The organism is Paenibacillus sp. P46E (assembly GCF_001909095.1).
GTDB lineage: Bacteria > Bacillota > Bacilli > Paenibacillales > Paenibacillaceae > Paenibacillus_AQ > Paenibacillus_AQ helianthi.
Map to the genome: position 1 here is coordinate 107,267 of NZ_LVYZ01000110.1, position 16,178 is coordinate 123,444.

Annotated in this window: 13 protein-coding genes; 3 read left to right on the plus strand and 10 right to left on the minus strand. The window is 50.1% G+C overall.

The genetic code is table 11. The features are described 5' to 3' along the window. The first annotated feature begins 240 nt into the window (after positions 1 to 240). The 3 genes from proB (at position 241) to proC (ending at position 3,602) form a co-directional block, all read left to right on the plus strand. The gene (proB, locus tag A3849_RS31510; protein WP_074114974.1) at positions 241 to 1,344 is read left to right on the plus strand and encodes a glutamate 5-kinase; all 1,104 of its coding nucleotides are present in this window, start codon (positions 241 to 243) and stop codon (positions 1,342 to 1,344) included. Between the two features lie 68 nt (positions 1,345 to 1,412). Next, a complete protein-coding gene (locus A3849_RS31515; protein ID WP_074114975.1) occupies positions 1,413 to 2,660 on the plus strand; it encodes a glutamate-5-semialdehyde dehydrogenase in 1,248 nt (415 codons plus the stop codon). Positions 2,661 to 2,735: 75 nt separating this feature from the next. After that, on the plus strand, positions 2,736 to 3,602 hold the full coding sequence (proC, locus tag A3849_RS31520) for a pyrroline-5-carboxylate reductase (RefSeq protein ID WP_074114976.1): 867 nt from the start codon (positions 2,736 to 2,738) through the stop codon (positions 3,600 to 3,602). A 140-nt stretch (positions 3,603 to 3,742) separates the two neighbouring features. On the opposite strand, the gene A3849_RS31525 is transcribed toward proC, so the two are convergent. The 10 genes from A3849_RS31525 to dinG form a co-directional block, all read right to left on the minus strand. Next, a complete protein-coding gene (locus A3849_RS31525; RefSeq protein ID WP_074114977.1) occupies positions 3,743 to 4,510 on the minus strand; it encodes a DnaD domain-containing protein in 768 nt (255 codons plus the stop codon). Between the two features lie 20 nt (positions 4,511 to 4,530). Next, positions 4,531 to 5,826 (minus strand): asparagine--tRNA ligase, encoded by a 1,296-nt coding sequence (asnS, locus tag A3849_RS31530; RefSeq protein WP_074114978.1) that lies wholly within the window; start codon positions 5,824 to 5,826, stop codon positions 4,531 to 4,533. Positions 5,827 to 5,848: 22 nt separating this feature from the next. Further along, entirely contained in the window at positions 5,849 to 7,057 is a 1,209-nt protein-coding gene (locus tag A3849_RS31535) for an acetate/propionate family kinase (protein WP_074087666.1), read from the minus strand. Further along, complete coding sequence (locus A3849_RS31540; protein WP_074087665.1) at positions 7,054 to 7,926, minus strand: 3-hydroxyacyl-CoA dehydrogenase family protein; 873 nt, start codon at positions 7,924 to 7,926, stop codon at positions 7,054 to 7,056. Before A3849_RS31540 ends, A3849_RS31535 begins: the two co-directional genes overlap by 4 nt. A gap of 132 nt (positions 7,927 to 8,058) precedes the next feature. Further along, positions 8,059 to 9,561, minus strand: coding sequence for an AAA family ATPase (locus A3849_RS31545; protein ID WP_074114979.1), 1,503 nt, complete (start codon positions 9,559 to 9,561; stop codon positions 8,059 to 8,061). After that, a complete protein-coding gene (locus A3849_RS31550) occupies positions 9,554 to 10,096 on the minus strand; it encodes a hypothetical protein (RefSeq protein WP_074114980.1) in 543 nt (180 codons plus the stop codon). Before A3849_RS31550 ends, A3849_RS31545 begins: the two co-directional genes overlap by 8 nt. Before the next feature lie 456 nt (positions 10,097 to 10,552). Continuing rightward, a complete protein-coding gene (locus A3849_RS31555) occupies positions 10,553 to 11,071 on the minus strand; it encodes a cell wall elongation regulator TseB-like domain-containing protein (RefSeq protein WP_074114981.1) in 519 nt (172 codons plus the stop codon). A 44-nt stretch (positions 11,072 to 11,115) separates the two neighbouring features. Next, positions 11,116 to 12,417, minus strand: a complete 1,302-nt coding sequence (locus A3849_RS31560; protein WP_074114982.1) for an amidohydrolase — start codon at positions 12,415 to 12,417, stop codon at positions 11,116 to 11,118. Further along, positions 12,404 to 13,057 (minus strand): redox-sensing transcriptional repressor Rex, encoded by a 654-nt coding sequence (locus A3849_RS31565; RefSeq protein WP_074114983.1) that lies wholly within the window; start codon positions 13,055 to 13,057, stop codon positions 12,404 to 12,406. The genes A3849_RS31560 and A3849_RS31565 overlap by 14 nt, the downstream gene beginning before the upstream one ends. Positions 13,058 to 13,243: 186 nt before the next feature. After that, positions 13,244 to 16,105: an ATP-dependent DNA helicase DinG gene (dinG, locus tag A3849_RS31570; protein ID WP_074114984.1), complete on the minus strand. Its 2,862-nt coding sequence runs from the start codon at positions 16,103 to 16,105 to the stop codon at positions 13,244 to 13,246. Positions 16,106 to 16,178 lie beyond the last annotated feature (73 nt).

Sequence of the window (16,178 nt, forward strand, 5' to 3'; positions counted from 1 at the left end):
AAATTCCGGCAGGCTGGGAGAATTTACCGCGGTTGTCCATTCCGAATCCTACCCCCGAGCGGCCTGCTCTTGCAGGACGGAAACTCCCGTTATGAGAATGAAGTCGGATGAACCCTCATCAATGAAGGTGGTACCGCGGAAGTTAACCAAGCTTTCGTCCTTTGCTAAGTCTAAGGATGGGGGCTTTTTGTCGTTTTCAGCGTGATATAGATGTTTAATTTGAGAAGGAAGTGAACCACATTGACAACACGAATCGTAGTCAAAATCGGCAGCAGCTCGCTCACCGGACCTGAAGGCGGATTGAACCGCGAAGCAATTGCTTTCTTTGCTACCGAAATTGCCGGACTGCGCAAGGCCGGATGTGAAGTCCTGCTCGTTACCTCCGGTGCTGTAGCCGCCGGATTCCGGGGCATCGGCTATCCGTCGCGCCCCAAGCTGCTGCATGAGAAGCAAGCTGCTGCTGCAGTCGGCCAGGTGATGCTGATGCAGGCCTACCAGGAAGCTTTTGCGGAGCACGGCATTCCCACGGCGCAGATTCTGCTGACCCGAACCGACTTTTGTAGCCGGAGGGCAATGAATAACGCAGTGATGACGGTAGAGGAGCTTCTGCGGCAAGGAGCGGTACCTGTATTTAACGAAAATGACACCGTTTCGGTAGATGAGTTGAAATTCGGCGATAACGATACCTTATCGGCCCTGGTAGCAAATCTGCTAAAAGCCTCCCATCTCCTCGTGCTAACCGATATGGACGGCTTATACAGTGGTGATCCCCGCAAGAATCCGGCGGCCATACGCTATGAGCGTGTGGAGGAGATTACCCCGGAGATTTATGCTTTTGCAGGAGGTGCTGGTTCCAGTGTTGGCACTGGCGGCATGCGTTCCAAGATCGATGCCGCCAAAATCGCCACACGAGGCGGAGTCCCCGTCTTCATAGGCAGAGCAACCGAGCCCGGTGACTTGGAGTTGGCTGCCGAAGGCAACGGAAAAGGCACCTATTTTGCCACGAACCTTTCTTCCTTACCCGTCAAGAAACAGTGGCTCGGATTCATGTCCACTCCTCTTGGTTCACTGTATGTGGATGAAGGTGCGGTGGAAGCACTTCTCCATGGCGGGCATAGTCTGCTGCCAGTGGGTGTAAAACGGATTGAAGGGAATTTTCATTCAGGGGATGTTGTGGAAGTCCTTGGACCTGATGCCAAGCTGCTCGGGCGGGGTATTGTGAACTATGACGACACCCAGCTCCGCAGTATTCAGGGACTGCCAAGCGGTCAGATCGTGCCGAAGCTGGGTGAAGTTCACCGGCTGGAGGTCATCCACCGAGATGAATGGATTACCTTGCGTTAACAGCTCGAAGCGTTATCCGAACCTGATTCCAGGGTGTAAAGCTCAAAAAACTTTTAGGAGGTTGTAACATGAGTGAGGTTGTAAACAAGGCAGCATTAGCCAAAGAAACTGCCGGTGTGCTAGCCAGTCTGAGCACCGGCCAAAAAAATGAGGCCTTGCTAGTTATGGCCGAAGCCTTGATCCGTGAAGCTCCCGCGATCATTGCTGCTAATAGCGAAGATTTGGAGCGAGGGCGGCTGGGCGGTACTCCGGAATCAATGCTTGACCGGCTGGCACTGGATGTCGGACGGATCACCAGCATCGCAGAAGGACTCCGGCAAATAGCCGAACTGCCTGATCCAATCGGTGACAACCTGGAAACCATCGAACGTCCAAATGGACTATATATTGAGAAAATCCGTGTACCGCTGGGTGTCATTGGCATTATCTACGAGGCACGTCCTAATGTAACTGTAGATGCAGCGGGTTTATGTCTGAAAACAGGGAATGCTGTAGTCCTGCGCGGCGGCTCATCTGCTCTGTCTTCCAACCGCAAAATTATCGAGGTGCTGCACCGTGCACTTGCCGGAACAGCCATTCCAAGCCAATCTCTACAATTAATCGAAGATCCAAACCGTTCCTCGGTAGATGAGATGCTGAAGCTGAACGGAATGCTTGATGTAATCATCCCACGCGGTGGAAGTGCGCTGATTCAGAATGTCGTGCTCAATGCCACCGTGCCCGTCATTGAAACGGGAGCAGGCATATGCCATACTTATCTGGATGCCAGTGCTGATCCGGAAATGGCCTTGGCGATCAGCCTGAACGCCAAGGCCCAGCGTCCCTCCGTGTGCAACTCCATGGAGACGCTGCTGGTTCACCGGGATTTTGCTGCAGAGCATCTCCTTGCTGTGGCGGAAGCATTCCGCGAGATCCCTGTAGAGCTGCGCGGCTGTCCAGAAACGGTTGCTAGGATTCCTTGGGCATTACCGGTATCCAACGAGGATTTCGCTACGGAGTACAATGACTATATTCTTAATATCAAAATCGTCAGCGGACTGGATGAAGCACTGCAGCATATTGCTGAGTTCAGTACCCGGCATTCCGAATGCATCGTAACCGCGGATGCGAGTAATGCCGAACGTTTCCTTCAAGAAGTGGATGCTGCTGCTGTCTATCATAACGCCTCAACGCGTTTCACTGATGGCTTTGAGTTCGGATTTGGGGCAGAGATTGGCATCAGCACCCAGAAGCTGCATGCCCGCGGTCCGATGGGACTGCCTGCACTGACTTCAACCAAATATAAAATTCACGGCTCCGGACAAGTCCGGGGATAAACCTGTGCTGCCGAATCCATTTTCGAAGAAATACCAACGAACTATAACTTCAAAATTATTAGGAGGATTTAAGCCATGTGTCAGCAACCTGCAATACCATTAATTAATCACAATATTGTTTTCTACGGCGCTGGCTCGATGGCGGAAGCGATTGTGCGCGGCATGATTGCCCGTAATGTGGTGGATTCCGGTAATATCGTGATGCTGAACCGCAGCAGCAGTGAACGCCTGAGCGAGCTCCGCAGCCGTTATGGGGTGCTCGGCAGTAACGAACCTGAACAAAAAAATGAATATCTGCGCACGGCTCCTGTTATTGTACTCGCTATGAAGCCAAAGGATGCTGCCGATGCTTTGCGAGGCTTAGGGCCTCTTCTCTCTACTGACCAGCTGGTGATTTCCGTCATCGCAGGGATGACTATCCGTACGATGCAAGGCCTGCTTGGAAAGCCACAGCCGATTGTGCGTACCATGCCTAATACCTCCAGCTCCATCGGACTGGGAGCAACCGGCATTGCCTTTTCCAAGGAAGTGAATGAGTCAAGCCGCCGGACCGCGCTCAACATCTTTGAAGCCGTTGGATTAACTTCTGTGATCGATGAAGAACGCATGGAAACCCTGACCGGAATTTCGGGTAGTGGTCCGGCGTACATTTACTACATGATGGAGGCTATGATTGCAGCAGGAATACGCGGAGGTCTCCCGGCTGAACAGAGCAGAGAGCTGACCGTTCAGACTGTCCTTGGTGCTGCCCGGATGGTGCAGCAGACCGGTGAAGAACCAGCCGCCTTGCGTAAAAAAGTCACCTCACCCAATGGATCCACACAGGCTGCTCTAGAGGTACTTGAAAAAGGGGATTTCTTCGAGACCGTGATTTCCGCTGTGAACCGCTGCGCCGAGCGCTCCCGCGAAATGGGAGTAGCACTGGAAAAAGAGCTTTCATAAACATTCATATCTTTAAAAACAAAAACAACCGTACTTCTCATGGCTAACCAGCCAATGGAAGTACGGTTGTTTCTATGTTAGGAAGGACGTTGAACGTCTCCCGTCCGATTAAGGGCAAGAAACTTCAGCTGATTCTCTTTTCATCTGCCGCCGCTACGGAACTTCTGAGAGTAGGCCTTAACATCCTGGGCATTCTTTACCCGGTTGCGGGCCCATTCCAGCAGTATACGGTCAATATAGCGGAAATGGACTTTTCCGGCGAATACAGACTCTTTCAGAGCGAGAAGAATCAATTCCTCCGGGTACTTATCCTGATCTACCCAGCCGGAAATGGTTTCACATTCCATCGGGGAAAGCGGACGGCCAAATTCCTTTTCAAAAATTGTGAACAGACTGCGGCTCTCCTCCGCATCCCTGCCCGCTGGAGCAGCCGGACTCCCGTAGCCTCCATCCGGAGCAGGAACCCCTGTATGATGTGCAGACGTCCGAAGACTTGGCACGCTACTTACAGGTTTGCTTCTCTCCTTTACGGATTCTTGAGCAAGTACCGACAAAAACGCACCTAGCTTATCATACAAGCCGGAGAAATTATAGCGTTCATAGTGAATATCTCTTAGCTCATCGTTGTCCTCATCAATACTGATGAAGCCTTCTTTCATAAGCTTCTGCAGTTCTCCCGCTATTGCTGATATACTGCGTCCGGTTACTGTCTGAAGCTCCTCCAGGGAAGGGAATTCAATCCCCTCCACCTGGCGGAAAGACAACAAATGAATTAGCAGCATCGCTTCACTGCCGGTCAGGTTCAACTTCCGGTAATACTTCAAGAGTGCGTAAGGAATGACGGCCATCCCGTTTTGGAGGCCAAAAGACACGCCTTCGCCCCAGGTACTCCATCCTTTGCCTTCCATGCGCAGCCCCCTTTGATTGCCTATGGGTATAGACGGTACAATGTACGAGGGAACGGAATCGTTTCCCGTACATGGTCCAGACCGCAAATCCAAGCTACCGTCCGTTCAAGCCCAAGGCCAAACCCGGAGTGTGGCACAGAACCATATGTGCGCAGATCCATGTACCATTTGTACGTATCCATTGAAAGATTATGTTCCTTGAAGCGCTCCTCCATCAAAGCCGGATCGTCGATACGCTGTGATCCGCCGATGATCTCCCCATAGCCTTCAGGTGCTATCATATCTGCACAGAGGACAACCTCTGGACGTTCAGGATCCGGCTTCATGTAGAATGCCTTGAAAGAAGCCGGATAATGCGTAATGAAGACCGGTTTGTCATTGGCTTCCGCGATCGCCGTTTCGTGCGGCGCCCCGAAGTCATCGCCCCAGGCAATCTCATGTCCATTATCATTCAGGAATTTAATTGCATCATCATAGGTGATACGCGGGAACGGAGCTTTGATGTTTTCCAGCTTGGACACATCGCGGCCAACCGCTTCCAGCTCCGCACGGCAGTTGGTTAGCACAGACTGAACGATAAAGCTGATAAAATCTTCTTGAACCTTCAAGCTTTCTTCGTGATCCGTGAATGCCATTTCCGGCTCAATCATCCAGAACTCGATCAAATGACGGCGGGTTTTGGATTTCTCTGCACGGAAAGTCGGGCCAAAGGAATACACCCGGCCAAGAGCCATCGCCGCAGCTTCCATGTACAACTGTCCGCTTTGCGTAAGATAGGCGTCTTCATCAAAATATTTGGTGTGGAACAAGTTCGTTGTACCTTCTGCCGACGTTGGCGTCAGGATCGGCGGATCCACCTTCGTGAACCCGTTCTGGTTGAAAAATTGCTGAATCGCCCGGATAATCTCCGCACGAATCACGAGCACAGCCCGCTGCTTCGCGGAACGAAGCCAGAGATGACGGTGATCCATCAGGAAATCGACGCCATGCTCCTTCGGGGTAATTGGATAATTCTCTGTAAGATGCAATACTTCTATACCCGTTACAGTCATCTCAAATCCAGATTGACTGCGGGGCTCCTCACGGATGATTCCGGTCACATACAATGAGCTTTCCTGGGTGAGGCTCTTGGCATCGTCCCAGACCTGCTCCGGCACTTCCGATTTCACCACAACGCCCTGGATATAGCCTGTACCATCCCGAAGCTGCAGGAACTGAATTTTACCGCTGGAGCGCTTGTTGTTCACCCAACAGCCGATCACAACACTTTCTCCAACATGCTCATTCACGTTCTTGATTACACTCTTGTTAGCCATCCCTACTGATCTCTCCTCTGATTTAGCCGTTAATTCCTTGCACAATACGATAAGTATCGCGTGCAATGACAAGCTCTTCGTTTGTCGGAACCACGAGCACCTGTACCTTGGACTCTACCGTAGAGATACGGCGCGGATCACCGGAGCGTACCTTATTAGCTTCAGCATCCAGTTCAATTCCAAGGAACGTAAGGTTATTCAGCACTTTCGCACGCAACACGGCTGCATTCTCGCCAACACCGGCAGTAAATACGATCACATCTACTCCGTTCATCGCTGCCGCGTAAGAACCGATATACTTCCGCAGACGGTACTCATACATATCAAAAGCAAGCGTAGAGTTCGGCTCGCCTTTTTCCGCACCATCAATAATATCACGCATGTCACTGCTGATGCCAGAAATAGCCAAAAGTCCGCTGTGCTTGTTCAGCATCGAATTCACTTCGCCCACGGACAGTTCTTCCTTGTTCATTACATAAGGAACGATTGCCGGATCAAGGTCGCCGCTGCGGGTACCCATCATCAGGCCTTCAAGTGGTGTCATCCCCATTGAAGTGTCAATCGACAGTCCGCCGTCAACGGCAGTCACACTCGCACCGTTACCGATGTGGCAAGTAATGATCTTAAGGTCTTCAAGCGGACGCTCCAGATATTCAGCTGCAGCCTTGCTCACGAAATCATGGGAGGTACCGTGCGCGCCGTAGCGGCGAACCTTGTATTTGTTGTACAGCACTCTAGGAATGGCATACATATAAGCTTTCTCAGGCATAGTCTGATGGAATGCAGTATCAAAAACAACCGCCTGCGGCACACCGGGCATATTCACTTCGGTAGCCGTAATCCCCATCATGGCTGCCGGATTATGCAGCGGTGCAAGGTCGAACAATTGACGGATCTTGGTTTTGGCATCGGCATCAACCAGCGCAGAAGCCTTGAAGAATTCACCCCCGTGAACTACACGGTGTCCAACTGCGTTAATCTCATCAATCGAAGAAATAACCCCGTGCTCTTTGTCCGTCAGACATGCAAGCACTTTACGGATCGCTGTATTGTGCTCAAGAATTTCACTGACTTCTGTTACTTCCTGTTTGCCTGTTGGCTTGTGGTTCAGAATGGAGGAGTCCATCCCGATGCGTTCTACCAGACCTTTGGCAAGCACAGATTCATCCGTCATATTGTACAGCTGGTATTTCAAAGAAGAACTGCCTGAATTAATAACTAGAATGTTCATACACGGTCACCATCCTTGTCGTACTTGAAAAAGCCTTCGCCCGATTTCATGCCCAGTTGTCCTGCACGCACCATTTTCTTAAGAATAGTGGATGGACGGTATTTCAGTTCACCGTACTCACGGAACATATTCTCCAGAGCGGCCAGAACGGAATCCAGACCGAAACGGTCAGCCATTTCAAGCGGCCCGTGCTGGAACTGGTAGCCGATACGCATGGCATCATCGATATCCTCTGGGGAAGCAACACCTTCCTGCAGGACATGCATAGCTTCGTTAATGAACAGGCAAATGAGGCGTGAAGATACAAACCCTGGGGATTCGTAAATCATAACGCCTTTTTTCTCAACAATTTCATCAACAAAGGCTTTGGTATCTTCAAAAGTGCTGTCTGAGGTTTTCAGTCCGCGCACAATCTCAACAAGATCCACCTTCGCTACAGGATGTATGAAATGCATGCCGATGACACGTTCCGGGTACATTGTAGAGCTGGCAAGCTCAGTCAAGCTGAGTGTAGACGTGTTGCTGGCCAGAATAATGTGGCTCGGACATACCTGATCGAGCTGATTGAATACCTTCTGCTTAGCGTCCAGGTCCTCGGTAATGGTCTCAATGACCATATCACAGGAGCTGAGTTCAGCGAAATGCGTTACTTTTTCGATACGGCTGAGAATTAGCTTCTTTTCAGCTTGGGTAATTGCCCATTTCTCCAGCTGTTTGTCGAGACTTGTCTCGATCATTGCATAAGAATAGTCCAGTCTTTCTGCGGTTTTCTCCACCAGCATAACATCCAGGCCTTTGGCTGCCAGCATTTCAGCAATCCCCTGACCCATTGTGCCACCACCGATGACACCGATTTTTTTAAAATTCATGTAAAAGTCTCCATCCTTTCAGGTATCTATACTTTTGTATTGTACCTTGTCTGTCGTAAAAAATATGTAGCCCGACATATAATAATATCTTAGCATGTCTTAAAAGTAAAAAAAAATAACCGGCATAAAGATTTATGCCGGTAAAAGGACGCTGTCACGAAATTGACAACGAAATTGCTCTCCGGAGAGAACTTCTTCTTTCATTAATATGTCAAGAGAGTAATCAAACACATTTCGCTGCTTCCCAAGAAGCTCATGGGTTCGAATCATTAATTCATCCAGTATTTTACTATTTTCCTTCATTAACTCTTCTGTGGTAACCATTTGCAGATTGGCGATCCCGAGGGATGTCAGCCCTGATTTCATCATCGTCTCAACAATATTGAGCGCCTGGTCGAAGTCTCCACGTGAGCCGGTGCTTCTTCCTCCGTAGTACATTTCTTCTGCGACCGCTCCGCCCAGGGCAATCATAATCTGATTCTCCAGGTAGTCCTTAGTGTACAGGTACTGTTCAGTCTGCGGATTATGCCGTACATAACCTAGGGCTTGTCCGCGAGGCGTAAGGGTTACCTGGCTGACACTTCCCGGACGCAGCATCTCAGCCATAATTGCATGTCCCAGCTCGTGGATCGCCACCCGTTTCTTCTCTTCGTGGTTCGTCTCCCGGTCTGTCTTCTCACCCATCATTACCTTGTCGATTGCCATTGACAGATGCCGCTGCTCTACCTCTGTCAGGTTCTCACGCATCATGTAGATCGCTGCTTCGTTCATCACGCTCTCAAGCTGGGCACCGGAGAAGCCATAAGCCTCTTCCGCAATCTTGTCCAGATTAACCTCCTCATGCAGCGGTTTGTTCTGGGCATGCAGATCGAGAATGGATTTGCGGCCTTTCTTGTCCGGCATGTCCACCTGAATATGCCGGTCGAAACGGCCGGGGCGCAATAGCGCAGAATCCAGCATTTCCTTGCGATTCGTTGCGGCTACCAGCAGAATACGCGGCGTATCATTATTGTAAATCCCGTCCATCTCAGTCAGGAGCTGATTGAGTGTCTGATCGTACTCACGCTGCTGTCCGCCTTCGCGCTTGCCGCCGATGACGTCAATTTCATCGATGAAAATAATCGCACTCTGTTTATTTTCCTTCAAGGCACGTGTCCGTGCATCCTTGAACAAATCGCGTACGCGTCCGGCACCAACACCGACATACATCTCAACGAACTCACTGCCCGAAGCGGCTACAAACACAGAATTTGTGTAATGGGCTGCTGCTTTGGCCATAAGCGTCTTCCCGGTTCCCGGAGGGCCTGTCAGCAGAATCCCCTTGAGCGGACGGATACCGAATTTACTAATTTCCTCATGGCGGATCAGGAAATCCAGCGCTTCACGCAGCTCCTGCTTAGCATTGTCCTGTCCCCCGATTTCTTCAAAAGTCAGCTTCGACGGACCGTTTTTCTTGCGTTTTTTGTCACCGCCGGCATTCACGGTTAGTCCGCCGCGCAGATGCGCAATAAGGAGCAGAGCGCCAACCATGCCAGCTGCAATGATAACCGGAAAAATATTAATGCCGATAAAAGCCATAAAAATCACCAACACAGGAACAAATCCGATTAATACCTCTTTCCAGAACTTAGGCATTATTCCACACTCCCATCGTTGCCGCTACGCGAGGTAAAATAATGAATTTGCTTTCCTTACCGTCGCTAAGGCTCACATATACGTTACTGTCATCGATTTCGGTCGTTGCGGTCACACTGCTGTATTTGGAATTTTGAGATTTCAATTCATCCAGCTTCGCAGGTATTAATGTATATTTACGGCTCTCCATCGCTTCGGCAACCGAGAACATCGCTTGATCCCAATATTCATCTAAAAGCTGGCTGGAATGCTGCTCTACATCCAGTTTAAGAGTCCGGCCATCAATAGCCGATCTGCCCTCAGTATTCACATACTGTACCAGCTCACGTAATTTTGTGCCTGGCTTCAAATCAAGTTTCAAAGTAACCTCATTGCGTTTAATAGAGATATGGGAATCATTCACTCCCTCATATGCAGATACAATCTTCTGCAGCGGTTCCTGCACGGCGAACTCACGATAGGAATACCAGCCGCCAAATAAAAGCGCAGCAGACAGCAGAGACGTTAGCAGTACAGGCATTAGGCGTAGTTTCAAGAAACGTCCTCCTCTCAAAGATAAGAAAAATATATTAATCTTATAAACTAGCGTGTCTAGCGCTCTTCCGAGACTGGCGTGCTATTAAGCATGCCTTAATACAAATAGTAGTATATCACAGGTGTATATACGATTTCGAAGAAAAGTGTGAATATATTTAAAATTTTCAGTACTAATTTTTGGGCGAACTGACAGCTCTTTTTCCCTTATATCGTCAGCAAAGACCGCAACGTTTAGCGCTGCGGTCCTTTTCATGTTATTGTATCCTGTCAGACTATACATCGGGCCACACTCAAACCTTTATCTTATGTATATACTAACTGATATATTTTATTACTATATTCGAAGGTCAACTGATTCATTTGAGGTGACACAATCACAATATTCTCCACATACAAACAAGCGGGCAGACAGAATACTGTCCACCCGCTATATCTTTTCCTTAACTAATGGCACTTAGCGGCTAGGCAAGCTGTAGCCGTCTCCAATCGCGCTGCCATCCGCGAAACGGTAAAACTTGTAATAATACCGGTCATCCAGCTTGTAAAATAATTGCCAGGCATATTCCCCGTTATATACCCCGGGCAAAAGCCGTTTAATACTGCTTCCGGGGAGGTCTGACGCAATGATAGACCGGATTTTCTGTTCAGATGTGCCTTTGGACACCTCTTCCACGTATACACCGTTGTCTCCTCCGGCAGGTTTGCCGTCCAGCGTAAAGCGTACCCATACCATAAGGTCCGTTCCAGCTGCATTACGTCCTGTAAGTACCCAGTATATCGAATTTTCGTCCCATACGGACTTCTGTGCTTTGGTTACCTCCGTCAATCCTGCCTTCGCTTCAGCAACCTCTCTGGCTGCACTGCGCTCGTTCCACTGGTCTTTCATCACGTAAGCATAGAACTGGCTTAGTCCGATCAGAAGGAGCAGAACCAGGAGTATCCCCAGCAGAAGCCATTTTCTTCTTTTCTTCAAAGTGCAGCTCCCTTTCCTCTGGATGCTTCATAGATCCTGTTCTTTTACCGTTTCAGCAGACCTTCAAAGGTTTCCTGCGCCTTGCGGCGGATTCGTTCCTCATCTAAAGTCAGGCACTGTCCATTCTTCACAACCTGCTTACCGTCCACCCATACATGCTCGACATCCTTCGCACTCGCTGAATACACGGCATGGGAGAGCAGGTCCGTATGCGGCAGGAAGTGCGGCTGGTCGATATCCAGGGCAATGAAATCAGCCTTCATTCCCGGAGCTAAACGTCCGGTATTCTCGAGGAAAATCGACTGTGCACCGTATTCGGTCGCCATCAGCAATGCTTCCGGTGCCGGTACTGCCGTTGGATCACCGCTCACACCTTTGTGGATCAGAGCAGCCAGTCGCATCTCCTCGAACATATCCAGATTATTATTGCTTGCCGCACCGTCAGTGCCCAGCGATACCTTGACTCCCGCACGCAACAGCTCCGGCACCCGTGCTACACCGCTTGCGAGCTTCAAGTTACTGCCCGGATTATGGGATACTCCTACGTTGTAACGCGCTAGAATCTCTATTTCTTCATCATTCAAATGAACCCCGTGAGCCACGAGAGCCGGGCGTGTGAACATCCCCAGCTTCTCCAGATGCGCTACCGGACGCAGACCGTAATCTGCGGCATTCTGCTCGACCTCCCGCCGGGTTTCGGACATGTGTGTATGCATTGGCAGGTTCAGGTCATGGGCAGCCTGTACAAATTTCACGAAAAATTCAGGAGGACAAGTGTAAGGGGCGTGCGGGGAAATCATCGTTGTGATTCTTCCATCCGCCTTTCCATGCCAGTTCCGCGCAAAGGCTATCGCCTCCACCAGCTTATGGTTCTGTACAACCTCCGGACAGAGGCCGATAACCCCGCGCATAAGCACGGCACGCATTCCCGATTGCTCAGAAACCTCAGCAACCCTGTCCATATGGTCATACATATCGAGGAAGGTGGTTGTACCACCCTTCAGCATTTCCAGCACAGACAAAGAGGTTCCCCAGTAGACATCGTCACTGGTGAATTTCTCTTCCATGGGCCACATCTTCTCCTGCAGCCAGTTCTGAAGGACCATGTCATCCCCATATCCGCGGAGCAGAGACATGGCCGTGTGGCCATGCGTGTTGACCAGACCCGGCATGAACAGCAGACGGCTGCCGTCAACGGTCTGTGTCCCTTCTTCAATGACAGGCTTGTCTTCTCCTATGTATGTGATGAGATCATTCTCTATAGTCATATAGCCGCTTAGAACCGGATTCACCGTACCCGGCACCAGAAATCGTCCATTTACAATGACAGTCTTATTGATGTTCATCTTCTACTTCGTCCTTTCCATCATGCAAATAATAGGCCAGACTCTGCAAATCGGTAGTAAAATCAGCAGCGTGAATCCGGATGTTAGACGGTGTCTTCAAGATTACAGGTGCAAAATTAAGGATCGCCTCAATGCCTGAATCCACCAGAATATCTGCAACATTCTGTGCTTCACTATCCGGTACAGTGATAATACCGATGCGGATACCCTGCTCGCGGATCGTGCTTCCCAGCTCTTCCATGGGCTGGACAACGAGTGAGTTGATTTTCTGCCCGACCTTAGGAGCATAGGAATCAAAAACAGCAGTGATTTTCATCGTGTCCTTCAAGTATGCATTGTAATTAGAGAGCGCATGGCCGAGATTACCAGCACCCACTAATGCCACGTTGATCTGCTGGTCAAGCTTCAGGATATGACGGATTTTCTCAATCAGGTATGACACATCATAGCCAATACCTTTTCTGCCGAAATCCCCGAAATAGGCCAAATCTTTGCGGATTTGCGCCGGATTCAGATCCAGTTTTTGTCCCAGTTCCTGGGAAGATACGGTGGAGATTTCACGCTTCAGAAGATCATTCAGGAAGCGCAGGTACACTGGAAGTCTGCGTACCACGGCCTCCGATATTTTATCCGATTTCATATTTTCTCCTCCTAAAAGTTTTGTGAGCAATGCATCATAGTATTACTTCGTACAAAACTCACTTCGTAAGCATATGCCAAGTTTTGTAAGCATAAGTACAATCCGTTCCCTGGCGTCTCAGCTTAAACCGGACACCAGAAGAACGGAGTTTCGTTATTCATTGGCTAGATTTGATATGATTGCAGGTTAAGATATGCTGCCGTCTTCGAGCCATTCTGCAATGCGCGGAACCATCTGATCCGTCAGCATATGCTCCATTTTGGGTCCAGGCAGCGAGTAGAGGAAATACTTTCCATAATAAGATTCGATCACCCTGGTATCATATACTATAACAATACCCCGGTCCTGGGCAGTACGCACCAGCCGGCCGAAACCCTGTTTGAAGCGGATAACCGCCTGGGGAACCGACAGCTTCATAAACGGGTTCTTTTTCTGAGCCTGAAGCAGCTCGGCCTTAGCTTCCGCAAGCGGATGGTTCGGCGGCTGAAAAGGCAGTCTGACAATGGCCAGACAGGTCAAAGCCTCACCCGGAATATCCACACCTTCCCAGAAGCTGCTTGTTCCGAGCAATACAGAGGCGGAGCTGTCCTGAAAACGCCGGATCAGCTTGCTCCGGCTGCCGCCTTCCACTCCCTGTCCCAGTACAGTTATATCCTCAGAGACGAGCGCCTCCTTCAGAGGATCAAAGACCTGGCGCAGCATTTTATAGGATGTGAAGAGCACCAGCATCCGGCCCCGTGTTGCTACAGCGGCCTCCGCCAATGAATGTACCAGCTTATCGACAAAACGGGCATCACCCACACTGCCTTTGACACTGGGGAAATCACGCGGTATCACCAGAAGTGCCTGTTCACGGTACTTAAACGGAGATGGGAGCAGCGCTGTCATCAGCCTTCCCTGTTCAGCGGACTCGCCCAGTCCCAGATTGTCAATCATAAATTGAAAGGACTTATCTACGGACAAAGTAGCTGAGGTAAGGATAATGCTTTTCTTTTTATCAAAAAAGAGTTCCTTGAGCTGGGCACTGACATCGACCGGAACGGCATACAGCTGCAGCGATTTCCCTTTATAGTTGCCGCTGCCTTCCATCCAGTAGACGATATTCTCGTCATTCAGATTCATGAAAAAGCGCACTTGTTCACGGATGGAGGCCAAGTCCTTAAATAACCCGCCGATATCCGTCACCAGACTATCCGAAGATGATTGACTCTCCGATTCACGCATTTCACTGAGCATCTTGTCGCCCTTGCGAATAATATCACTTAGACTAAGATGAAGTGTGTTCTCAAGTGCAGCTAGATCTTCCCAATCCTTGGGCTTCTTGCCCGGCAGAAGTCGGGTAACCAGTTGTCCGGCTTCTCCGGCAGCGGCGTCACTGCGTTCAGGCAGCAGGGCAAACAGTTTATCACTAAGCGTGTCCCACGATTCCTTAACCGTAAGCAGGTCCGGGTAGATCCTATCGATCACACCGCTCCATTCCGCAGCCTGCTCACTGCCTGATGACTGCAGCGTTTGACGCAGAGCAGGCAACTGGCCGCTCCGGCTGTCTTTGTAGAGACGCGTAAGCGTATGGGCGACGGTGAAGTATTTCATCTGCATGCCGAGGTGCTTGCCTGCAATATCCTCCAAATGATGGGCCTCATCAATGACGAGGTGTTCATAAGCCGGGAGCAGCTGATGCCCGGCCTTCACGTCCGCAAATAGCTTGGAATGATTGGTCACTACGACATCCGCTATCCCGGCTTCGTGCTTGGCCCGATGATAGTAGCACTTGCGGAACCAGGGGCAGGAACGTCCAAGACACGAATCCGTATCACTGGCCACGGTCTCCCAGAAATCACCGCCGCGGCCGTTCAGATTCAGCTCCTCGTCATCACCCGACTGGGTCTGAGTCAGCCATACAATCATTTGTGCCGCAGTAAGCGCTTCTTCCCGCGGACTTGTAAAGTCCTTTTTGTTTATTTTATGTTCGAACTTCCGCAGACACAAATAGTGTCCTCTCCCCTTGAAGATTGCAGCCTTAAACGGGAACGGCACGACACTCGTCAATAGAGGGATGTCGCGCTCACGCAGCTGGTCTTGAAGGTTGATGGTATGTGTGCTCACCATTACCTTCTGGTCTGAGCGCACACTGTGGTAAATGGCAGGAAGCAGATAGCCTAGCGACTTGCCGGTACCCGTCCCCGCCTCGATTAAGAGATGCTTGTCACCCTCTAGTGCAGCCATGACCTCGTGAATCATAATCTCCTGGGCTTCACGGCTCTCGTATTGGGGCAAAGTCTCCTTCAGCCGCTGGGTCACCTCATCCATATATTCCTCAAAGGTAATATTCTGCAGAGGATTGCCAGTTCCCTCCTCACGGGGGGGAGATAGCTCTGACCAATCCCCGACAGCCAGCGCAAGCTGACGGTAAAAGGTTAGTTCCCCTTCAGGCTGGAAGGTCTCCATTTCACGTTCACGGAGCAGCCCGTCGAAATACCAGGCCAGATCACTGTCCTCGTCCGCAAACAGCTCATTCAGACGCTGAATAGTCAGCAGAGGCAGGCTATACAGTTCTTCCAGGCATTTCAACAGTACGAGAGCAGTGGCAAGCGCATCGCTGTCTGCCTGGTGCGGACGGTCATGGGTCAGGCCAAAATAAGTGCTTACAGCCCCAAGCTGGTAAGTCGTTAATGACGGAAAGCATATTTTGAGAAAATCAATCGTATCCAGAATTCGGCCCTGGAACGGCAAATAGCCGCACCGGTCGAGCGCATTCTGCAGAAAATGAAAATCAAAAGCCACATTGTGTCCAACCAGAACGACGTCGTCGAGCATGGGGACAAGCTCCATCATCATTTCATCCAGTTCAGGTGCATCTTGCACATCACTGTCTGTAATACCGGTCAATCCTGTAATAAACGGGGGGATCGGTGTTCCGGGCTTAACGTAGGAACCATACACCCGGGAAATAGACCGGTCTTCTTCTATAATGGCAAGGCCAACCTGGATGATCTCACCCACGGATTGGGTTCCCGTAGTTTCAAAATCAAGCACGGCAAATTTCATTATAAGTTCTATTCCCTTTCACTTGAGACTCCTTATCAGCATAACAGATGTTACGAAAAAAGGCGATGCACAC